We start from the raw sequence: 21,650 nt of genomic DNA, 5'->3' as shown, positions 1-21,650 counted from the left end.
GAGCGCGGGGCTTTTTTACACCCGCCTGGATCAGAAGGTGTAGGTCATGCCCAGGCCGAAACCGTTGGCACTGTTTTCGTATTTGGCGCTGTAGTTGGACGGCAGCGAGGTGTTATTGACCTTGACGTCTTCTTCCTTGAGGTAGGAGTACGCCAGGTCGACCGTCATGTTATCCATGACCTTGTAGCCCAGGCCCACACTGAAGATCGTCCGGTCGCCAGTAGGAATACGTGGCGAACGATCTTTGTTGTTGGTTGGCGACTGGTCGAAGGTCAGGCCGGTACGCAGTACCACCTGCTTGGTCAACTGGTAGGAGGTACCCACGGCATAGGCCCAGGTGTCGTGCCAGTTTTGTTCTTCGGTGATGTTGGCGATTCGGCTAGGGGCCAGGGCGCCACCGTTTGTCGCGGTCACACCTTCGTTGTTGACGGTGATCTCTTTCAGGCGGCTCCAGCGTGTCCAGGTTGCGCCGCCGTACAGTTTCCAGGCATCGGTCAGGTCTTGAGTGACAGACAGGTCGTAGGATTCCGGGGTCTCGATTTTCAAGGAGGCGTCGTAACGATTGTTGCGCAATGCGCCTTGAGTCTGGGCCGGACCACTGACGGTGGTGTGCCCCTCAAGCTTGTAGTTGACCTTGGAGTGGTAGGTCAGGCCAACTCGGGTAGTATCGGTTGCTTGTACAAGTACACCGACATTGAAGCCCAGTGCGGTGTCATCACCCTTGATCTTGACGTTGGTGTCAGAGAAAGGTGCGCCGATTACCAGCGTCTTGTCCGACTCCAACACCCCGGAGATGCGGTTGATGGTCGGACCAAAACCGATGGAAACCTTGTCGTTGAAGGCATAGCTGACAGTCGGCTGGAAGGTCATGACCTTCACTTCGCTCTTGCTGCCGAAGCCACGACCCTGGAAGCCGTTTTCATAGTCGGTCACCAGACCGAACGGTGCATAGACGCCGAAGCCGATGGCCCACTGATCGTTGAGTTTATTGGTGTAGAAGCCGAATGGCACCGCGGTGAACGGAACCATATCACCTTTGTTTGAGCCGCTTGGGCGGCCACTTGCGTCCTTGATATCGGTCGACGCATCAATGGCAGCGACACCACCGGTGATTTGCTGGCCATTCAGGCGCGACATACCGGCAGGGTTACCGTAGACAGTGCTTGCATCATCGGCAGAAGAGGAGCGACCTGCGAAACCCGTACCCATCCCGCTGACGCTCTGTTCGTTCAGTGCGAAACCGCTTGCGAACAGTTGGGAGGATGCCATGGCAACGGCGAGGCTAAGTGTGGTCTTGAGCATTACTTTTTTCATTATTAGAACTCCGTGGTGATCACCGCTGCGGAAAGTATCAATAAAATTAACATCGCGCTATAGGCTGTAATGCAGGAGATAGAGCTGTTTTGTAGGACAATCCGACCAAAATTCGGCTTTTTTGCCGAATCTTGCAAATTGCCCGGTCAGCAGGCCACGTGATTCAGGGGCGAAACACAGGTTTGCCAGGCCTGGGTGAAATCCCGCAGCCTTCCTTGAGGATGAAATATTTCTTTCCAGATACGCGCCATGGCTAAAACATCACCGGGTGGTGGCAGGGCAGGGCTGTGTTGTTCGACCAGGAGCCAGGCGATGGCCGTGGCATAACGCAGGTTTACGGTGAGTTCCAGTTGGGGTGCACTGAGAAAGGCGTGTTGGCTGGCGAGCCCGCGTACCAGGCTGGCACGCTCGGGGTCGAGCGCCAGGTAGTTGTCCCACAAGCCACGATGGCGAGGTTCGGTGATGCTGTACAGGCCGTGGCCGCGTCGATCATGCAGGGCGGAACCCAATTCCGACTGGCTGGCGGCGATACCCAGCAGCAGTGACTCAGCCGTGGGGCTCTGCTGGCCGAGGTACGTCAGCGTCGGCCGGATCACATAACGACACAATTCACTGGCTGCGATACCCATACATGCCTCAATCCGTGAAAAGGGTCGACGAGCCCTGAGAAAGGGGGCTTGGCAGCAGTGGATCGGCTCTCAGGCTCGTCGGAAGCGGATCATGCCGCTTGAGTTGAAGTGTAGTGTCATATTCATGAGGTAAAGGACTGTTTTTAAAACATCTTCTTCATCCAGTTATAACGTTTATATCGATTTGAAATTAGTGCAAATACTCGAGGCAAGAATGACGGGCAATAAAAAACCCTGTGTTTTAAACAGGGTTTTTTGTGTTTCAGCGACTCGGGTCGATCAGGCAACCAGTGCCTGACGGGTGCGCTCGATCACGGCCTGCAGCGGTTCAGCGCTGGAGTATTGATCGGGGTACAGGCGTTCGCTGTGACGGGCGATGCCGTGTTCGTTGACCAGGGTGAAGCTGAAGCAGCCTTTGCGAGCGGCCATGATCAGGCAGTTCATTGGGGCAAAAGCGTTGGTGAGGGTGCGAATGGCATCCTGAGTGTGGATAGCGGACATATTATTGGTGTTCCTACAAATGACACGGATAAGAACCGTGCAACGTTAAAACGTTCCAGTAACGTTGATCACCATTGATCGAACGAAGAACCCGACTGGAACAAAGCAGCCAGTTTGAAGCGCTTATTAAGTTAGGCGCGCTTGGGCTGGCAGGTAGGTACTTAGGAGGGCAGGCAACACAACAAGGGCAAAGGTTCTGGGCCCGGGGTGAAGATCCTGATCAATTTGCAGGTTGGTTCGGTCAGAGTATGAAAACTTCGCGGCACCCTTTGCTTGTTCAAAGGCAGTGTCGTCGCTAGTGATACCTGGAAACCATCGAGGTGGTCGATCCCGTGTTGTTCAGGGGAGTTGTTCGACCAGAATTGACTTTCAGCTTGGTACTAACGCTGCGGATAGTAACGGATTGAAACAGGCAATGGAAGCGTGTTAATCAAAAAACTTCAATCAGCCGCCCAGCAGGCCACGGTACACCAGCACCGTGACGGCGGCGGCGAGGGAACAACCCAATCCATAGGCGGCCAGGGTAAGGCGCAAGGATTGGCCGGTCTCGACCATCTTCATCACATCGCCCATGTCGTCGATACGGCCTTCACCCAGCTCGATGCACAAGCTCACGGCGGTGAACGCGGCCGATAGCAGGATGGCGATGGCAAACAACGCCCCATCCGGGGATGGCAGCGCGACATTGATCCCTAATGAAATGGCACAGATGGCCAGTAACAACACGGCAAATAACAGCATTCCTTTCATCGGCCCACTCAGCGTTGTGTTGTCCGTCGGGCAGTGTGGCGAGCGGGAAAAGATTTGAAAAGTCCCTGCTTTGCCTCGGCGGTAACATTTTTGAAGGCTATCGCTTCAAAAAAAGCCGGGGATATAACCATCGGATCGGTACTTGTGCACATTAGTTGCGCCGTGTGTAACCAGGCTGTCAATCGCTGGACAGGGCCGCCATTTGCCTGCAATGGAAATTTAAGTCAATGAAAAATCTGGCTTTTTTTTATTGGTGAAAAAATCGTCAGTTTGACTGCGGGCCCCGTTCCATGGGCCTTTGCGCGAGTTAAAGGCTGGTTGTCCACTGAGTTATCCACAGCTTCTGTGGATTGTCCCGAGCGCTTGCTCTAGAACGGGCGTGCAGGATTTTTTCAGCTTTACCTGTGCGAAAAAAAGAGTAGAGTGGCGCGCCTTCCGTTCTGTCCCACAGTGCTTTATGAAGTTTCGCTCAGTATCACCTTCTGTTACCGACATCCCCCAGACTGTTACCGCACCCAAGCGTTTTTCCTTGAAAGTCGCCCTGTGGTTGCTCGACAGCCCACGCCTGGGGCATAGCACCAACGTCAAACACTTCGCCGGGCGCTTGCTCAAGCAGCCGGCCCGTGAGGGCGTAGTGGCTGCGCAAAGCCGTCTGGGCCAATTGATGTGCCGCGAGTGCGGCAACGCCCGCGACCGCCGCATCGGCCACGATCTGCTGCGCCTGGCCGCCCGTGCCGGTGACCGCCGCGCCCAACGGGAACTGGGTCAGGTCGAAGACTGAGCTGTCCTCACGCTCTACGCTTGGTTAACCTTGCTCCTTTTCGGTGATGGCAGAAATGGCTATGGTTTTTGACTGGACCAGTATTGCCCTGGGCCTGGCTGGCGCCGCAGTGCCTTTATTGGCGGTGTGCTGGCAGCTTCAACGGCGGTTGACCGCGCGGACCACCGGCTGGGAACTGCTCGAAGAGCGCCTGGCCACTGCGCAACTGGCCCAGGAAGGCCTCGCCGCTCAACTGGATGCCAGTCGCGATGAAATCAGCGATCTGAGTCACGCCAACGCCGCCAAGCAAGCGGACCTGGCTGCAGTGCGCCGCGAGGTCGAGCTGTTGCAGATCGATCGCGACAACGCCCGCGACGCCGCCCACGCCTGGAACCTTGACCGCAGCGCCAAGGAAACCGAATTACGCCGCCTCGACGCACTGTCGGCCGCCTTGCGCGCCGAACTGCGTGAGCAGCAGGAAAGCCATCAGCAGCGCCTCGCCGACCTGCAGGGCTCGCGGGACGAGTTGCGTGCGCAGTTTGCTGAGCTGGCCGGCAAGATCTTCGATGAGCGCGAGCAGCGCTTTGCCGAGACCAGTCAGGAGCGCCTTGGCCAGTTGCTCGATCCCTTGAAGGAACGCATCCAGTCCTTCGAAAAACGCGTGGAAGAAAGTTACCAGAACGAGGCTCGCGAGCGCTTTTCCCTGGCCAAGGAGCTTGAACGTCTGCAGCAACTGAACCTGCGTCTGTCAGACGAAGCCACCAACCTGACCCGCGCCCTCAAGGGCCAGAAAACCCAGGGCAACTGGGGTGAGTTGATCCTCGAACGGGTGCTGGAACACGCCGGCCTGGAGAAGGGCCGCGAGTACCAGACCCAGGTCAGCTTGAAGGGCCCGGACGGTGAGCGCTTCCAACCGGATGTGCTGATCATGCTGCCCGGCGATAAGCAGGTGGTGGTGGATTCCAAGGTCAGCCTGACCGCGTACCAGCAGTATGTCGCAGCGGATGACGAGGTGATCGGCCAGGCAGCCTTGAAGCAGCACGTGCTGTCGCTGCGTAATCACGTCAAAGGCTTGGCCGGCAAGGATTACAAACGCCTGGAAGGTTTGCACAGCCTGGATTTCGTGTTGTTGTTCGTGCCGATCGAAGCCGCTTTTTCCGCGGCCTTGCAGGCCGAACCGAATCTGTTCCAAGAGGCTTTCGACCGGCATATCGTGATCGTCAGCCCAACGACGCTGCTCGCCACCCTGCGGGTGATCGACAGTCTCTGGAAGCAAGAGCGTCAAAGCCAGAACGCCCGCGAAATCGCCGAACGCGCCGGGTGGCTGTACGACAAGTTCGTGCTGTTTATCCAGGACCTGGACGAAGTGGGCAATCGTCTACAGCAATTGGACAAGGCTTACAGCGCGGCGCGGAACAAGCTGACGGATGGGCGCGGAAACCTGGTCAGTCGCACCGAGCAATTGAGGTTGCTCGGTGCGCGTGCCAGCAAAAGCCTGCCGGCGGATTTGCTGGAGCGGGCGATGACCGACGCCGACGGCGTCGCGCACCTGCCCGAATAAACACAATCCGAAAGGTGGAAGGGGGCAAGCTCCCTCCCCAATTTTGACTGAGTACATCCGGTTTACAGCGGTAAGTGCCGACTCAGCAGCGCCCGCAGCGCGGCGGGCTTCACCGGTTTGGCGAGGTAATCCAGCCCTGCCGCGTGCACCTCTGCCACCATCTCCGGGCGGCCGTCGGCACTGATGACCACACCGGGAATCGGCTCCGCCATTTGCGCCCGCAGCCAGCCCATGAGCTCGGTGCCGGTCTCGCCGTGGTCGAGGTGGTAATCCACCAGCGCCAGTTGCGGGCGTACGCCTTGCTCCAGCAGCGCCGCACATTGCGCCTGGTCGGTGGCGGTCCACACTTCACAGCCCCAGCGTGTCAGCAGGCTGCGCATACCGATCAGGATGCTCTCTTCGTTATCCACGCAGAGTACTTGCGCGCCGCTTAACGGCAGGCCGTTCTCCTGGGTAGGCTTGGCCTGCGGGCTGGCCTGGTTGCGTGCCATCGGCACACGCACGCTGAACACGCTGCCCTTGCCCGGCCAGGAGCGTACGCTCAAGCGATGGCCCAGCACCCGGCACAGGCCGTCGGCAATCGCCAGGCCCAGGCCCAGGCCTTTCTCGGCGCGGGTCTGGTGGCTGTCCAGGCGCTTGAACTCTTCGAAGATCACCTTCTGTTTATCCAACGGGATGCCAGGGCCTCGGTCCCAGACTTCCAGGCACAGCTCGCCCTTGCGCCGGCGTACGCCCAGCAGCACCGGGCCGTCGGCATACCGGAAAGCGTTAGTCAGGAAATTCTGCAGGATCCGCCGCAGCAACTTGATGTCACTGTCCACGCGCAAGCGGCTGCCGCGCAGGCGAAAACGCAGGCCTTGTTCCTGGGCCAGGGCCTTGAATTCCGCGCCGAGGGTGTCGAACAGTTCGTTGAGCACAAAGGGCTGGCGCTGCGGGTTGATCTTGCCGTTTTCCAGGCGCGAGATATCCAGCAGGTCGCTGATCAGGTCTTCGGCCGAACGCAGTGAGCTGTCCAGGTGCTGTACCAGTTGCCGGGCTTCGCTGGACAGGCCGTCGTTCTGGTGGGAAAGGGCGGCGGAGAACAGACGGGCGGCGTTCAGCGGTTGCATCAGGTCATGGCTGACGGCCGCGAGGAAGCGGGTCTTTGACTGGCTGGCGGACTCGGCAACGCCCTTGGCATCGGTGAGCGCCACATTGAGCTGCGACAGTTCGTGGGTGCGCTCGGTCACCCGTTGTTCGAGGCCTTCGTTGGCCTCGGTGAGTGCCTGCTCGGCCTCGCGGAACGCGGTAATGTCGGTGAAACTCATGACGAAGCCGCCGCCGGGCATCGGGTTGCCGATCAGCTCGATCACCCGCCCATTCGGGAACAGCCGCTCTGACGTATGCGCGCGGCCCTGGCGCATCCAGTGCAGGCGGCGCGCCACGTGCACCTCGGCTTCGCCGGGTCCGCACAGACCGCGCTCGGCGTTGTGGCGGATGATGTCGGCAATCGGTCGGCCTACGCTGATCAGCCCGTCCGGATAATTGAACAACTCCAGGTAACGCCGGTTCCAGGCCACCAGTTTCAGGGACTGGTCCACCACACTGATGCCCTGGGTGATGTTCTCGATGGCGCCTTGCAGCAAGGCACGATTGAATTGCAGCACTTCGGACGCTTCGTCGGCGATGCGTACCACGTCTTCCAGCTGCATTTCCCGCCCTTCGATCGCCGCTTTCACCACGGCCCGGGTCGAGGATGCGCCGAGTACGCCGGCCAGCAATCGCTCGGTGTGGGCGATCCAGTCGTTGTCGGCATTCTGGTTGGGATTAAAGCCTTTGCCCTGGCGATAGGCGAAGCGGATAAAACTCTGCTGGGCCCGTTCTTCGCCGACAAACCGCGCGGCCAGGCTGAGCAGGTCGCTGATCTGTACCGACAGCATCGAGCGGGCATTGGCGCGCTGGCTGATTTCCTGGCCGATAAAGCGCCCGGCTTGCCAGTGTTCCGACACACGTGTGCGCGACAGCATCGACACCCACACGAACAGCGTGAAGTTACCTGCCAGGGAGAACACGGTGCCCAGGGTCAGTGAGGTGACGGACAAACCGAGCGGGTGCGAATGCATCCACGTCAGCCCCGGGAAAATGGCGAGAGACCACCCCAGGCTTTTCGCGGTAACCGGCAGGACCAAGGTGTAGAACCACAGGAACGTACCCGCCGCCAGCCCCGCAAATACACCGCGTCGGTTGGCTTGCTTCCAATACAGTGCGCCCAGCATGGCCGGGGCCAGTTGAGTCACCGCGGCAAACGCGATCTGGCCGATGGTCGCCAGGCTCGCGGTGGAGCCCAGCAGGCGGTAGCTGACATACGCCAGCAGCAGGATGATCACGATGCTGACCCGGCGCACCGACAGCATCCAGTGGCGGAACACTTCGAACGGGCGCTCGGCGCTGGAGCGGCGCAGCAGCCAAGGCAGCAGCATGTCGTTGGAGACCATGGTCGACAAGGCGATGCTCGCCACGATCACCATGCCGGTGGCCGCCGACGCACCGCCGATAAACGCCAGCACGGCGAGGGCCGGGTGAGCCTCGGCCATTGGCAGGCTGATCACGTAGGAGTCCGGCAGCACCGAGCCGGGCAGCATCATCTTGCCACCCAAGGCGATCGGCACGACAAACAGCGCGGCGAGGATCAGGTAGGCCGGAAACACCCACTTGGCCAGGCGCAGATCCTGGGGGTCGATATTCTCGACGACCGTCACATGGAACTGCCGGGGCAAGCAGATGATCGCCATCATGGCGACGCCGGTCTGCACCACCATCGACGGCCAGTTGATGGTTTCCTTCCAGTATTCCTCCAGGCGTGGCGCGAGCATCGCCTGGCTGAACAGGTCGCCGAAACCGTCGTACAGGCCGTAGGTCACAAACGCCCCGACCGCGAGAAAGGCGAACAGCTTCACCAACGATTCAAACGCAATCGCCAGCACCATGCCGCGGTGGTGTTCGGTGGCGTCGAGGTTGCGGGTACCGAACACAATGGTGAACAGCGCCAGCACCAGGGACACGATCAAGGCGGTGTCCTGGGCTCGGGTGCCGGTGGTATCGGCACCTGCGCCAATCAGCAGGTTGACCCCCAGCACAATGCCTTTGAGTTGCAGGGCGATATAAGGCAACACGCCCACCAGGCAGATCAGCGCGACCACCACCGCCAGGGACTGGGATTTGCCATAGCGTGCGGCGATGAAGTCGGCGATGGAGGTGATGTTTTCCTGCTTGCTGATCAGGATCATCTTCTGCAGGACCCAGGGTGCCAACACCAGCAACAGCACCGGTCCCAGGTAGATCGGTAGAAACGCCCACAGCTGTTCGGCGGCCTGGCCTACGGCGCCGAAGAAGGTCCAGCTGGTGCAGTAGACGGCCAGCGACAGGCTATAGACCCAGGCACGCATGCGCGGCGGCAGCGGCGCATGGCGGCGGTCACCGTAGAAGGCGATGGCAAACATAATGGCCATATAGGCCAGGGCAACGGCGGCGATCAGCCCGCTGGACAGCGTCATGGTAACTCCGAGCATGAGAACACCCAGGCATTCCAGGCCCGGTTGGACAGTCTCGCATGATGCCTGGGGTTAGTCAGTGTCGACCAAGGTCGTGTGGGATCTAATGTCGCAGTGGGCGCTCAGCGCGGTGGCAGGGTTTTCTGGCGCAGGATGTAGATTGTCACCAGTACGGCGCTGGTCAACATGAAGCCACGTGCCCATGGCAACGGAACCAGGTAACAGGAAAAACCGATACTCAGCCACATCAGGCCGATGGCGTAGACCTTGCCCTTGAGCGGGATGCCGTTGCCGTCCAGGTAGTCACGAATCCAGGGGCCCAGGCGCGGGTGTTCCACCAGCCACTGGTAGAAACGCGGGGAGCTGCGAGCGAAGCAGGCGGCGGCGAGCAGGAGGAAGGGGGTGGTCGGCAATACCGGCAGGAAAATACCGATCACTCCCAACGCTACGCTCAGCCAGCCGATGGCCAGCAGCACGTAGCGCAGGAGCAGCGAGCGATTGCCCATGGGTGTCACGGGCAAGCGACTCAGTGGTGGCGTGGCTTGAGGATCGCCGGTTTTTCGTCAGGGGCGTTGCACAGCAGGTACAGGGCGGTCAGGGCTTCCGGGATCTGTACGATCATGTCGTCCATCAGGTTGGCGTCGGCGGCGATGTCGGAAAATTCAGCTTCTTCCTCGAACAACCCCGAACCGACCATGATCGGCAAAAGCATTTCGCTGACTTCTTCCTCGGCGGTTTCGAACCAGGCGGCTTCACGCAGGAACACACCTTCCATGAAGCCGATGCACCAGCCGCGCAGGTCGGAGTCGTCCGGCTCTTCGCCCAGGTCCAGCTCGCACGGCAACTCGAACTCTTCATCGGAGGCCAGTTGGCGCGAGATGTGGGCCTTGAGGGCCAGCAGGGTGGATTCGATTTCTTCGCGCTGGGCGGCGTCGGCGTAGTGCGGCTCTTCGGCGAACAGTGCGTCGATCCATTCACGGTCGGGAACGACCTCGGAGCAGATCGACAGGGCGGTCAGGTAGCCGTGGGCGGCCACGTAGTCCAGCGCCTCGTCATGCAGCTCATCGGCGTCGAGGAAGGCTTGCAGGCGGGTTAGTTGCTCAGCGAAGGACATTGAAGGACTACCTTGGGAATAAACGATGCTGAATTCTAGGCTTTCTTGCGCGCCCAAGCCAGTCGGCATGCATATTTGCCAGGTTTTAGAGACGGGCTGCAATTCGTCAGCGGCGCCCTTTGCCGGATGACGCTCGGGTATACTGCCGCGTTTTGTGATGCCCCTGCAGGCCAAGCGCCAGGTCGAGAAAACTTCGCTTACGGATTATTTTCCGTGAGCCCGTATTTTTTCGACCAGCCTGTACAGAGGGATTTCGGCACTATTTTGTTGGAGTTATACATGCTCGATCAGGCTCAACGCGTCCTCAAGGACATCTTCGGCTACGACAGTTTTCGTGGCCGCCAGGGTGCGATCATTGAGCGCGTGGCCAAGGGCGGTGATGCCCTGGTCCTGATGCCTACCGGTGGTGGCAAGTCGTTGTGCTTCCAGGTGCCGGCGTTGTTGCGCAACGGCCTGGCAGTGGTGGTGTCGCCCCTGATCGCGTTGATGGACGACCAGGTTGCGACTCTGGAAGAACTTGGCGTCGCTGCCGCTGCCTTGAACTCCACCCTCAGTGCGGAGCAGCAACGCGACCTGGCCGCGCGGATCAAGCGCGGTGAAGTGAAGATGCTTTACCTGGCACCTGAGCGCCTGGTGCAGCCGCGCATGCTGGCGTTTTTGCAGAGCCTGGAAATTGCCCTGTTCGCCATCGACGAAGCCCACTGCGTATCGCAATGGGGGCATGATTTCCGCCGCGAATATTTGCAGCTCGGTCAACTGGCGGAGCTGTTCCCGGACGTCCCGCGCATCGCCCTGACCGCCACGGCCGACAAGCGCACCCGTGAAGAAATCGTCGAGCGCCTGCACCTGCAGAACGCCGAGCGGTTCCTGTCGAGCTTCGACCGGCCGAATATTTTCTACCGCATCGTGCCCAAGGAGCAGCCGCGCAAGCAGTTGCTGGCGTTCCTCTCCGAGCGGCGCAGCGATGCGGGCATTGTCTATTGTCTGTCGCGCAAGAAGGTCGATGAAGTGGCTGCGTTCCTCTGCGAGCAGGGCTACCCGGCGCTGCCGTACCACGCCGGCCTGCCCAACGAAACGCGCGCTGCCCACCAGAAACGCTTCCTCAACGAGGAAGGCCTGATCATGGTGGCCACCATCGCGTTCGGCATGGGCATCGACAAATCCAACGTGCGCTTCGTGGCGCATATGGATCTGCCCAAGTCCCTTGAGGCCTATTATCAGGAGACCGGACGTGCGGGTCGTGATGGCCTGCCGGCGGATGCCTGGATGGTCTACGGCCTGCAGGACGTGGTGATGCTCAAGCAGATGCTGCAGAACTCCGAAGGCGATGAGCGCCACAAGCGCCTGGAGCAGCACAAGCTCGACGCGATGCTCTCGTTGTGTGAAGAGACCCGCTGCCGCCGCCAGACCTTGCTGGCCTACTTCGACGAGGACATGCCGCAACCGTGCGGCCACTGCGATAACTGCATCGATGGTGTACAGACCTGGGACGCCACCGAGCCCGCGCGCCAGGCGCTGTCGACGATCTACCGCACCGGTCAGCGTTATGGCGTCGGTCATCTGGTGGATGTATTGCAGGGCAAGGACAACGAAAAAGTACGCAGCTTCGGCCACGAGAAACTCTCGGTCTACGGCGTCGGTAAGGCCCGTGCCGAGGGCGAGTGGCGTTCGCTGTTCCGGCAGATGGTCGCGCGCGGCCTGGTTGACATCGATATCGAAGGGTATGGCGGCCTGCGTCTGAACGACAGCTGCCGGCCGCTGCTCAAGGGCGAGGTGAGCCTGGAGCTGCGCCGCGACCTCAAGCCGCAAACCACCGCCAAGACCAGCACCAGCCAGGCCAGCCAGCTTGTACGGGGTGAGGAGCGCGAACAGTGGGAAGCCCTGCGGTCCCTGCGACGCAAACTGGCCCAGGAACACAGCGTGCCGCCGTACGTTATTTTCCCCGACTCCACGTTGCTGGAAATGCTGCGCGAGCAGCCCACCACCATGGCCGAAATGGCGCGGGTCAGCGGCGTCGGTGCGCGTAAGCTGGAGCGCTACGGCCAGGCCTTCCTCGAAGTGCTCGGTGGCCAGGCCGAAGCGCCGAAGGAAATTGCCGATATTCGCCATGAACTGATCAGCCTGGCCCGCGCCGGCATGACCCCGATCCAGATCGCCGGCCAGTTGCAATGCACGGAGAAAAACGTCTACACCTTGCTGGCCGAAGCCATCGGCAAGCAGCAGTTGTCATTGGAGCAGGCGCTTGATTTGCCGGAAGATTTGCTCGGCGAAATTCAGGATGCATTCCTGGACGGAGAAGGCGAATTGCCACCGGTTGCGGAGATTGCACCGCTGTTTACCGGGCGTGTTCCTGAAGGGGTTTTGTACTGCGTGCGGGCCGCTTTGCAGTCTGAATTCGAAATTTAGTGTGCCAATTACGACAATGTAACGAATCAGTACATAGCAACTCTTGCCTAGTGACATGGCTCATGCTTAGCTGACTAATAATTAGCCATACTTTATTTTCAGTCTAAAACATGAGTTTTTTATGCCGTTAACCGATCAACACCGTTTTGGCATGCAGCTGGCGCAAATGTCCCGAGGTTGGCGCGCCGAGCTCGACCGCCGTTTGGCCGGGTTGGGCCTGTCCCAGGCGCGCTGGCTGGTGCTGCTGCACCTGGCCCGTTTTGAAGAGGCCCCCACCCAGCGTGAGTTGGCGCAAAGCGTCGGCGTAGAAGGGCCGACCCTGGCCCGGTTGCTCGACAGCCTCGAAGGCCAGGGCCTGGTGCAACGCCAAGCCGTGGTGGAGGACCGTCGCGCCAAGCGCATCCTGCTGTGTGACACCGCCAAGCCGTTGATCGAGCAGATTGAGACGATCGCCACGGCGTTGCGTCACGAGCTGTTTGTGGGCATTGACGAAGAAGATATGCGTGTCTGCATGCGGGTGCATGGGCACATCCTGGCAAACCTGGAAAAGTCCTGATCCGAGCCTCGTAGCAAGGGTTAGAAGGTTTGCCCGAGGTTCAGGTACACCGCCTTCTGATTATCATCGTTGAACCCATAGCTGAAATTCAGCGGTCCCAGCGGCGTATCAAACCCGAGGAAAATACTCGCGGCGTTGATATAGCCGCTGTCGAACTCATTGTCGTTGTTCCACGCCCGGCCCCGTTCCAGGGACGCGCCCAGGTACAGCGGGAAATCCAGCGGCAGGTAGGAGCGCGGTGTCAGCCGGCGGTAGTACACCGCGCGCATCAGGCTGATGTTCTGCCCGGAAATCGCATCCTGGCGGAAGCCCGACAATTGCCGCGCACCGCCCAGCAGGAAGCTGGAAATCACCACGTCCGAATCATCCAGGGTGCGCCCGTAGCGCCCGCCCAGCACCAGGGTGTCCGGACCGTGGCTCATGGCCTTGTCCAGCTTGAACTCCCATTGTCGATAGCGCTGATCCGAGCCCAACCCCGGTTCGAATTCGCGAAACGCCAGGCCAATGTCCTCGCCGCTGTGGGGGAAGTACACGTTATCCAGGGAGTCGAAGGAATACTTCAGTTCATAGAAGCCTTCGCTGAAGCTCACACTTGGCAGGTCGCGGTCGCCGATGCGCACATCCGCCTTGCCCCAGGCCTCGCCGACACCGAAGCGGATCTCGCCGCTGTTGCCGATCTGCCGCCCCACGTTGAGGCCGAAACCGTAGCGTTCCAGGCGGTATTCGGAGATGGGGTCGTTGTCCAGGATCAGCTCGACGTTCTGCGCCTGGGCGCTGATATACGGCGCGACAAAGTAGCGCGAACCGGTATCCATCGGCTGGTAGAACTCGCTGTAAAGCTCCTGCCGATCACCGATCTGCACCCGCGTCAGCCACTCGGCACCCAGGCGATTGATGCCGTTCATGCGGTAGCTGGCGCCGAGGTTGAAGGCGCTGTCGCCGCGCATGTCGTCCGACAGGTTCAGGCCCAGGCGCAGGTAGTCGGTGCCGCTGCGTTTGCCGCGCGCGCTGATCACCAGGGTGTTGTCCTGGCCCTTTTTCACCACGCGGTATTGCACCTGCTCGAAGTAATCCAGGCCATACAGGGTGCCCATGTCGGTCTGCAGGCGGCCAAGTTCCAGCGGTTGGCCCAGCGGTTGGCGGATGTAATAGCGGATTACGTCGTCGCTGACCTTCGAGTCGTTCTCTACCTTGATCGCGGTAATCACCGGGGTGCGTTCGCCCGCGGTGCGCGCGGCCACCAGTTGCGGGTCGATCGGCTCGGCGGGGCGCAAATGGGCCAGGCGAACGTCGAGGGCGCGGGTGGCGCGGTAGCCGGCATCGATCATGTCCTTGGCGCGGCCGAAATCCGTCACGCCATAAGCGGCCAGCGGTGGCTGGATCAGGACGTCCTTGGGCTGCAGGGCCTTGAGTTGTTCTTCGGAGTTGCGCCGGGTCATCAGGGTGATGGACTGGTTGAGCACGTCCACCACCGTTGCCAGTTGCTTGCGTGAACGCAGCGGGGTGCCGATGTCGACCACGATGGCGATGTCCACGCCCATCTCACGCGCCACATCCAGTGGGATGTTATCGGTCATGCCGCCATCCACCAGCAGGCGTCCATCCAGCTCCACCGGCGCGAACACGGCCGGGATCGACATGCTGGCGCGGATCACCTGGGGCAGGTGGCCCTTGCTGAATACCACTTTCTCGCCGGTGGTGATGTCGGTGGCCACGGCGCGAAAGGGGATCGGCAGCTTGTCGAAATTACGCGTGTTGCTGGTATGGGCGAACATGCTTTCCAGCAACAGCGCCAGGTTCTGGCCCTGGATCACGCCAAGGGGCAGGCCGAGGCTGCCGTCATCGCGGAAGCTGAGCTTCTGCTTGACCAGGAAATCCCGGTCATCCTGCTTGCGTCGAAACGGCACGTCTTCCCGTGGCGGTGCGTCGGACAGCGCCTGTTGCCAGTCGATGCCCAGGGCCAGTTTTTCCAGTTCATCGATCTTGTAGCCCGACGCATACAGCCCGCCAATCACCGCGCCCATGCTGGTGCCGGCAATCGCGTCGATGTGAATACCCTGTTCCTCCAGGGCCTTGAGCACGCCGATATGGGCCAGGCCTCGGGCGGCACCGCCGGACAGCACCAGGCCGATTTTGGGGCGGGGCGTTTCTACGGCGTCGGCAAGAAGCGGGAGCAGGCACAGGAACAGGCAGGACAACAGGCGGCGCATCATGAATCTCGAGGCTGGGCGATAAAGGCCGGTATTATAGCCATCCGTTCCACCGAGCCCGTTACGCCAGGAGCCTCTCAAATTATGTCGCTGAGCAAACCCGAGATTGTCATCACCTATTGCACCCAGTGCCAGTGGCTGCTGCGCGCCGCGTGGCTGGCGCAGGAGTTGTTGAGTACGTTTGCCGATGACCTCGGCCGGGTGGCGCTGGAGCCGGCCACCGGCGGTGCGTTTCGGATCACCTGCGACGGTGTGCAGATCTGGGAGCGCAAGGCGGACGGCGGCTTCCCCGAAGCCAAGGTGCTCAAGCAACGGGTGCGCGACCAGATCGACCCACAACGGGACCTGGGCCACAACGACCGTACGCCATGAAGGTCACCGCCACAGCCGGGCGGTGACCCCTTGGTGCGCCGCTATTTGGCGGCCATCTTGCTTTTGATGAAGCCCACGACCCAGGTCAGCACCAGGCCGCCGACACCGCCGCCGACGATGTTGCTGCCCACCGCCGCCACATCCAGGGCTTCGCCGCCGGAGGTGCCCGTGAGTGCCGCGACAACCTGACCCAGCACCAACCCACCGATACCGCCAAGCATGGTATTGAGGCCGGTCCCCAGGCTCTGTTTGGTCATACCGGCCAAATTGCCACCGACGGCACCGCTGATGATCTGAACCAACAAGCTGATGAACATTTCCATGATGAAACCCCTGCATCGCGTTGATGGAGTGACCACTCGCGTGCAGCAACTTCAGGAAACGCCATGGCTGTCGTCGAGGAGTCTGTATCCGTTGAACGACGGCTGACTGTTGCGGATGTTTAAAGTATAGATCAGGCCGTTGCAGCGGGCTGCTTGGCCTGGCTGGCGCTGCCCATCAGTCCGGAAAGCACGATGGCGACGATGATCAACGCGCCGCCCAGCAACATGCGCAGGGTCGGGGCTTCGGCAAACAGCAGCCAGGCCACGGTGATGCCGTAGACCGGCTCCATGGCGAACACCACCGAGGCGGTGCGCGCCTTGATCACCGCGAGGCTGGCGACAAACAGGCTGTGGGCGAGGCCGGTGCAGAACACCCCAAGCAGGCCGATCCACAACCAGTCCAGCGCGCGCACGTCCGCCAGCCCCGGCGCGGCCACGGGCAGCAGGCACACCGCGACCACCACGTTCTGGCACAGCGCCGCCTGCACGGCGGGGATGCGTCCGGAGCTGGCGCGGTTATTCAGCGACAACAATGAGAACAGCAAGCCCGAGACAATCCCCCACAGCAGGCCGCCCGTGGCTTCGCTGGCGAGATTGAAGTCCGGCGTCACCAGCACCAGGCCAACGGTGACCAGGGCCACCAGCACGATTTCATTGGCGCGGATACGCTCGCGGAAGATCAGCCCTTCGAGGATCACGGTAAACGCCGGGAATGCGGTGAACCCCAGCGTGGCGACGGCCACGCCGGCGACTTTGACCGCAATGAAGAACGTCACCCAATGTGCCGCCAGCAACACGCCGCTGACCAGCAGGCGGCGCCAGTCATGCAGCGCCAGGGTTTTCCAGGGGGCGTTGCTGGCGAAGCGCGCAAACACTGCGAGGGCGATCACGGCAAACGCGGCGCGCCCGAACACGATGATGGCCGGCGAGGCGGCCGCCAGCTTGCCGAATACGCCGGTGAGGCCAAACATCAGTGCGCCGATATGCAGGGCGCCGAGGGCTGAGCGGGGAGTCATTGCGATCCTTGAACCAACGGGAGTGACAGGTTCGCAGTCTAGAGGGTGCCGGTGTGTGCGTCTGTCGTGGGGCTCGCGATTTTTAGCGCAAGGCTCGCCCTATGGGGCACGCCGCAACGCGCCGGGAGAGGCGCCGAATTCGCGCAGCATAGCGGCGGCAAAGGCACTTTGTGAGGTGTAGCCAACCCGCTCGGCGACTTCACCGATGGGCAGCGGCGTCTCGCGCAGCAGGTTCAGGGCCAGTTGCAGGCGCCGACTGCGGATGTAATCCATGGGCGTCTGCCCGCATTCGGCGATAAAGCGCGCATGCAGGCGCGCCACCGACAGGCCGGCGATACGCGCCAGGTCGGCGACCTGCAACGGATGCGCGACGTGTCGCTCGATATGCGCATTGAATGCCGCGTACGGCAGGCGGCGGCCCGGCGGCTGCGGGGCCTGCGGATGATTGAGGCTGGCCAGCAACAGCACCGCACCCTGCTGGACGATCAGTGGATCATCCACAGGACCGTGCGCCAGCCATTGCACCAGTTGGTGTTGCCGGGAGTCCAGGGCCAGGCGTGCCGGTTGATCGAGCAGGCGGCGGCTGGCGTCGGCGTGTTCGCCCAGGGATTGCAGGAGCCAATGCTCCGTGGGCACATCCAGCACCAGGCAACGGCTGCCATCGCGACTGCCACAGGCGTGGTGGGCGGAGAAGGGCAGCACCATCACGCTGCTTTCGCGCACCTGGCTGCCACGGCCGTCGACTTCCAGGTCCAGGTGGCCGGACAGGCCGAACACCAACTGCGCATGGTCATGGCTGTGGGCGATGGGCGCTTCGAGGTAGTGGCGTAGCGTGAGCGACGGTCTCATCGCGGTCTCCTGGGCGGCAGGGCGCCAGTCTACAACGCTTCGCGGCCGGCGGGCGCTGTCATCGGACTGACGCACGACTGTCATGGGCTATTAATCGCCAGGGCGCAAGCTCGCGAAAACAGCGTCGAGGGATGCCCATGACCAGTGCCGAGTTCACCAAGCCCAGCCGCAAGCAGCGGGTTCGTACCCTGTGGATTTCCGACGTGCACCTGGGCACCCGGGATTGCCAGGCCGAACACCTTTCGCAGTTCCTCAAGGGCTACCACGCCGATAAGGTCTACCTGGTGGGCGATATCATCGACGGCTGGAAAATGCGCGGCGGCATGTATTGGCCCCAGGCCCACACCAACGTGATCCGTCGTCTGCTGACCATGGCCAAGCGCGGGACCGAAGTGATCTACGTCACCGGTAACCACGACGAGTTCCTGCGCCGCTACTCCAAGCTGATCCTGGGCAATATCCAGTTGGTGGATGAGGCGGTGCATGTGACGGCTGACGGTCGTCATCTGCTGGTGATCCACGGCGATCAGTTCGATGTGATCACCCGTTACCACCGTTGGCTGGCGTTCCTGGGCGACTCGGCCTACGAGTTCACCCTCACCTTGAACCGCTGGTTGAACCACTGGCGCGCCCGCTACGGCTATGGCTACTGGTCGTTGTCGGCGTACCTGAAACACAAGGTCAAAACCGCCGTGAGCTTTATCAGCGATTTTGAAGAGGCCATCGCCCACGAAGTGACCCGGCGCGAGTTGCATGGCGTGGTGTGCGGGCATATCCACCATGCGGAGATTCGCAAGGTGGGCGAGGTGGATTACCTCAACTGCGGAGATTGGGTGGAGTCGTGCACGGCGTTGATCGAGCACTGGGACGGGAGCATCGAGTTGTATCGGTTGGCGGATGCCCAGGCGAAAGAAGCGCAGTTGAAAGCTGAGATGATCACAAACTGAAGGCCAACCACAGTCCAACTGTAGGAGCGAGCTTGCTCGCGAAAAACGTCAACGATAACGCGTGCAGCCTGAATAGGCGCGGTGCTTATGAGTTCTTCGCGAGCAAGCTCGCTCCTACAATTGGTTTTGTGTTTCTTCAGTTGGAGACGTCGGCGATGGCTTCGGCCAGGAGCGTCAGGCGTGTCGCATCAATACCCGCCACGTTAGCCCGCCCCGAACTGACCATGTACACGCTGTGCTTCTCGCGCAGTTGCTTGACCTGCTCGGCACTCAAGCCGGTGTAGGAAAACATCCCGCGTTGCGCCCCGATGTGCGCAAACTGCTCCGCCAGACCATGGGGCGCCAACGCCTCCACCAGTCCGGAACGCAACTGCGCGATTCGCGCACGCATGGCTTCGACTTCCTCGCTCCACTGCTGTTTCAACTCGGCATCCCCCAGGATGGTCGCGACCACTGCCGCACCATGGTCCGGCGGCGTCGACCACAGGTTGCGCGCGGTATTTGCCAACTGGCTGCGTACATCCTTCAGCTTCTCGGCGTCCGCCGCACACACGATCAGCGCGCCGACCCGGTCGCGGTACAGGCCGAAGTTCTTCGAGCACGAACTGGTGATCAATACTTCCGGCAGTTCAGCCGCCAACAAGCGCACCGCCCAGGCGTCCTGCTCCAGGCCGTCGCCAAAGCCCTGGTAGGCGAAGTCGATCAGCGGCAGCAACTGGCGCTCGCGCACGATGTGCAGCACCTGGCGCCAGTCATCCTGGGACAGGTCGAAGCCGGTCGGGTTATGGCAGCAGGCGTGCAGCAAGACCACGTCGCCCTTGGGCACGGTGGAGAGGGTTGCCAGCATCGCCGCCACATCCAGGCGGTTGTCCGCGCCCACGTAGGGGTAATGGCTGACCTTGAGCCCGGCCTTGGTAAAGATGGTTTCGTGGATCGGCCAGGTCGGGTCGCTCAACCACACGCCACGGCCGGGCAGGTTGTGGGCGATAAAGTCGGCGCTCAGGCGCAGGGCCCCGGTGCCGCCTGGGGTTTGAGTGGCGCCGGCACGGTGTTCGCGCAGCAGGGCGGAGTCGGCGCCCAGCACCAGTTCGCTGATCAGGCTGCCGAACGCTGCATCGCCGTGGCCGCCGATATAGGTCTTGGTGGCCTGGGTATCGACCAGACGCTGCTCGGCGCGCTTTACCGACGGTGGAATCGGCGTCAGGCCCTGGTCGTCCTTATAGACGCCCACGCCAAGGTCGAACTTGTTCGGGTTGGCGTCCTGGGCATACAGGTCCATCAAGCCGAGGATCGGGTCGCCGGGCACACGGCCTATGGCATCGAAATGCATTACTTGCGGCCCTCGGCGTCCTTGGCCACTTCGTCGGTGCGCGCGGCCATGATGAAGTCGTTGCGGTGCAGGCCCTTGATGGAGTGGCTCCACCAGGTCACGGTGACCTTGCCCCATTCAGTGAGCAGGCCTGGGTGATGGCCTTCGGCTTCGGAGATTTCACCCATGGCGTTGGTAAAGGCCAGGGCGAACTTGAAGTTCTTGAACAGGAAAACCTTTTCCAGCTGCATCACGCCATCGCGCACTTCGATGTTCCAGTCGGGGATCTGCTTGAGCAGCACCGGCAGTTCTTCATCGCTGACTTGCGGGGCATCGGCGCGGCAGGCTTCGCAGTGGGCTTGGTTCAAGGTGGTCATGTGATGGTGTCCTGAATTCGAGTGTTTAAAAACGGTCGTCAGTGGCGTCACCCTAAAGCAACGCGGGGCCAGGGAACAGACTCACCTGGCCTTAAAAGCCACGGTTCACGCGGCCTTGGGTTTTGGCGGGAATTTCGGCGCATGCAACCCAAGCTGCATGCCGCGCTCGACCATGCCCATGATGTCTTCCTGCGCCACTTCGAACAGGCGCTTGAGGTTGGGCAGCACGAAATACAGCGGTTGCAGGATATCGATGCGATACGGCGTGCGCATCGCTTCCAGCGGGTCGAAGGCTTGATGTTCAGGCTGGTCGGACAGGCAGTAAACACTTTCCTTGGGCGACGACAAAATCCCGCCACCGTAGATACGCCGACCGTCGGGGGTGTCCACCAGGCCGAACTCGATGGTCATCCAGTACAGGCGCGCCAGGTACACCCGTTGCTCCTTGCTGGCCGCCAGGCCGAGCTTGCCGTAGGTGTGGGTGAATTCGGCGAACCAGGGGTTGGTCAGCAGCGGGCAATGGCCAAAGATCTCGTGGAAAATATCCGGTTCCTGCAGGTAATCCAGTTCTTCGCGGGTACGAATAAAGGTCGCCACCGGAAACTGCTTGTTGGCGAGCAATTCGAAGAAGGTCTGGAAGGGGATCAGCGCCGGCACGCGGGCAACTTGCCAGCCGGTGGTCGCGGCCAGCACCTGGTTGATTTCACCCAGCTGCGGGATGCGATCCAGGGGCAGGCCGAGCTTGTCGATGCCATCCAGGTATTCCTGGCACGCGCGGCCCTCGATCACTTTCAACTGGCGGGTGATCAGGGTGTTCCACACCGCGTGCTCTTCCGCCGGGTAGTGGATAAAACCTTGCGCATCGGGCTCGCGGGCCACGTAGTGCGTCTGCTTCATACGGCTCTCCTGCTAGGCATTCGTTCTTGTTATGTCCTCGGATGAGCCTATTGATACTCCGTGCGGGGCAAGATTCCATCGGCTTCAAAAGCGCTCATGTAGGAAAATTTACCGATTTTCGTAAAGTATTCGTTACGCTTGCTTGGCTCAATACGGTATTGGGCTGGGAAAAGCCCCTAAGCTGTCACATAATCTTGACGACTATCTGCGCCCAGCGACAAAAAGACGC

General features: G+C 61.1%; 20 protein-coding genes. 6 read left to right on the top strand and 14 right to left on the bottom strand.

Going from position 1 to position 21,650, the window contains the following annotated elements; all coding sequences use genetic code 11:
- Window positions 1-30: 30 nt before the first annotated feature.
- From AC07OT_RS21955 to AC07OT_RS21940, 4 genes are all read right to left on the bottom strand, one after another.
- Window positions 31-1,314 carry an OmpP1/FadL family transporter gene (locus AC07OT_RS21955; protein WP_027603815.1) on the bottom strand — a complete coding sequence of 428 codons (1,284 nt, stop codon included), beginning with the start codon at window positions 1,312-1,314 and terminating at the stop codon, window positions 31-33.
- Window positions 1,315-1,460: 146 nt separating this feature from the next.
- Entirely contained in the window at window positions 1,461-1,943 is a 483-nt protein-coding gene (locus AC07OT_RS21950) for a hypothetical protein (protein WP_495109025.1), read from the bottom strand.
- A gap of 279 nt (window positions 1,944-2,222) precedes the next feature.
- Complete coding sequence (locus AC07OT_RS21945) at window positions 2,223-2,444, bottom strand: hypothetical protein (protein ID WP_010563939.1); 222 nt, start codon at window positions 2,442-2,444, stop codon at window positions 2,223-2,225.
- A 444-nt stretch (window positions 2,445-2,888) separates the two neighbouring features.
- On the bottom strand, window positions 2,889-3,194 hold the full coding sequence (locus AC07OT_RS21940) for a hypothetical protein (protein ID WP_065940586.1): 306 nt from the start codon (window positions 3,192-3,194) through the stop codon (window positions 2,889-2,891).
- A gap of 457 nt (window positions 3,195-3,651) precedes the next feature.
- Here AC07OT_RS21940 and AC07OT_RS21935 point away from each other — a divergent pair, with 457 nt between their 5' ends.
- Window positions 3,652-3,975: an SEL1-like repeat protein gene (locus tag AC07OT_RS21935; RefSeq protein WP_065940585.1), complete on the top strand. Its 324-nt coding sequence runs from the start codon at window positions 3,652-3,654 to the stop codon at window positions 3,973-3,975.
- 175 nt (window positions 3,976-4,150) lie between these two features.
- On the top strand, window positions 4,151-5,515 hold the full coding sequence (locus tag AC07OT_RS21930; protein ID WP_368961348.1) for a DNA recombination protein RmuC: 1,365 nt from the start codon (window positions 4,151-4,153) through the stop codon (window positions 5,513-5,515).
- Window positions 5,516-5,577: 62 nt separating this feature from the next.
- Here the strand turns inward: AC07OT_RS21930 and AC07OT_RS21925 are convergent, their stop codons facing one another.
- From AC07OT_RS21925 to AC07OT_RS21915, 3 genes are all read right to left on the bottom strand, one after another.
- Window positions 5,578-9,048, bottom strand: a complete 3,471-nt coding sequence (locus tag AC07OT_RS21925) for a hybrid sensor histidine kinase/response regulator (protein WP_495109024.1) — start codon at window positions 9,046-9,048, stop codon at window positions 5,578-5,580.
- A gap of 119 nt (window positions 9,049-9,167) precedes the next feature.
- Window positions 9,168-9,551, bottom strand: coding sequence for a YbaN family protein (locus AC07OT_RS21920; protein ID WP_027603821.1), 384 nt, complete (start codon window positions 9,549-9,551; stop codon window positions 9,168-9,170).
- A 20-nt stretch (window positions 9,552-9,571) separates the two neighbouring features.
- On the bottom strand, window positions 9,572-10,159 hold the full coding sequence (locus AC07OT_RS21915; protein ID WP_027603822.1) for a UPF0149 family protein: 588 nt from the start codon (window positions 10,157-10,159) through the stop codon (window positions 9,572-9,574).
- A gap of 279 nt (window positions 10,160-10,438) precedes the next feature.
- Here AC07OT_RS21915 and recQ point away from each other — a divergent pair, with 279 nt between their 5' ends.
- Both recQ and AC07OT_RS21905 read left to right on the top strand, forming a co-directional pair.
- Window positions 10,439-12,565 carry a DNA helicase RecQ gene (gene recQ, locus AC07OT_RS21910; protein WP_495109023.1) on the top strand — a complete coding sequence of 709 codons (2,127 nt, stop codon included), beginning with the start codon at window positions 10,439-10,441 and terminating at the stop codon, window positions 12,563-12,565.
- 121 nt (window positions 12,566-12,686) lie between these two features.
- Window positions 12,687-13,121 (top strand): MarR family transcriptional regulator, encoded by a 435-nt coding sequence (locus AC07OT_RS21905; RefSeq protein WP_027603824.1) that lies wholly within the window; start codon window positions 12,687-12,689, stop codon window positions 13,119-13,121.
- A 20-nt stretch (window positions 13,122-13,141) separates the two neighbouring features.
- Here the strand turns inward: AC07OT_RS21905 and AC07OT_RS21900 are convergent, their stop codons facing one another.
- Window positions 13,142-15,331, bottom strand: coding sequence for a patatin-like phospholipase family protein (locus tag AC07OT_RS21900; RefSeq protein ID WP_281112514.1), 2,190 nt, complete (start codon window positions 15,329-15,331; stop codon window positions 13,142-13,144).
- Between the two features lie 84 nt (window positions 15,332-15,415).
- Between AC07OT_RS21900 and AC07OT_RS21895 the strand changes: the two genes are divergently transcribed.
- Complete coding sequence (locus AC07OT_RS21895) at window positions 15,416-15,703, top strand: Rdx family protein (RefSeq protein ID WP_065924939.1); 288 nt, start codon at window positions 15,416-15,418, stop codon at window positions 15,701-15,703.
- 41 nt (window positions 15,704-15,744) lie between these two features.
- Here AC07OT_RS21895 and AC07OT_RS21890 read toward each other — a convergent pair whose 3' ends face one another.
- From AC07OT_RS21890 to AC07OT_RS21880, 3 genes are all read right to left on the bottom strand, one after another.
- Complete coding sequence (locus tag AC07OT_RS21890; protein WP_115486749.1) at window positions 15,745-16,026, bottom strand: hypothetical protein; 282 nt, start codon at window positions 16,024-16,026, stop codon at window positions 15,745-15,747.
- Window positions 16,027-16,157: 131 nt separating this feature from the next.
- The gene (locus AC07OT_RS21885) at window positions 16,158-17,042 is read right to left on the bottom strand and encodes a DMT family transporter (RefSeq protein WP_495109022.1); all 885 of its coding nucleotides are present in this window, start codon (window positions 17,040-17,042) and stop codon (window positions 16,158-16,160) included.
- 99 nt (window positions 17,043-17,141) lie between these two features.
- On the bottom strand, window positions 17,142-17,891 hold the full coding sequence (locus AC07OT_RS21880; protein ID WP_495109021.1) for a helix-turn-helix transcriptional regulator: 750 nt from the start codon (window positions 17,889-17,891) through the stop codon (window positions 17,142-17,144).
- Between the two features lie 137 nt (window positions 17,892-18,028).
- Between AC07OT_RS21880 and AC07OT_RS21875 the strand changes: the two genes are divergently transcribed.
- Window positions 18,029-18,838, top strand: a complete 810-nt coding sequence (locus AC07OT_RS21875; RefSeq protein WP_065924942.1) for a UDP-2,3-diacylglucosamine diphosphatase — start codon at window positions 18,029-18,031, stop codon at window positions 18,836-18,838.
- Between the two features lie 136 nt (window positions 18,839-18,974).
- On the opposite strand, the gene AC07OT_RS21870 is transcribed toward AC07OT_RS21875, so the two are convergent.
- The 3 genes from AC07OT_RS21870 to phhA form a co-directional block, all read right to left on the bottom strand.
- On the bottom strand, window positions 18,975-20,168 hold the full coding sequence (locus AC07OT_RS21870; RefSeq protein WP_495109020.1) for an amino acid aminotransferase: 1,194 nt from the start codon (window positions 20,166-20,168) through the stop codon (window positions 18,975-18,977).
- Entirely contained in the window at window positions 20,168-20,524 is a 357-nt protein-coding gene (locus tag AC07OT_RS21865) for a 4a-hydroxytetrahydrobiopterin dehydratase (RefSeq protein ID WP_010208721.1), read from the bottom strand. Before AC07OT_RS21865 ends, AC07OT_RS21870 begins: the two co-directional genes overlap by 1 nt.
- 105 nt (window positions 20,525-20,629) lie before the next feature.
- Window positions 20,630-21,421 (bottom strand): phenylalanine 4-monooxygenase, encoded by a 792-nt coding sequence (gene phhA, locus AC07OT_RS21860; RefSeq protein WP_253491640.1) that lies wholly within the window; start codon window positions 21,419-21,421, stop codon window positions 20,630-20,632.
- Between the last annotated feature and the right edge of the window lie 229 nt (window positions 21,422-21,650).

The organism is Pseudomonas sp. GW821-FHT09C10 (genome assembly GCF_059418085.1).
This window is presented reverse-complemented; position numbering and strand designations above follow the sequence as displayed.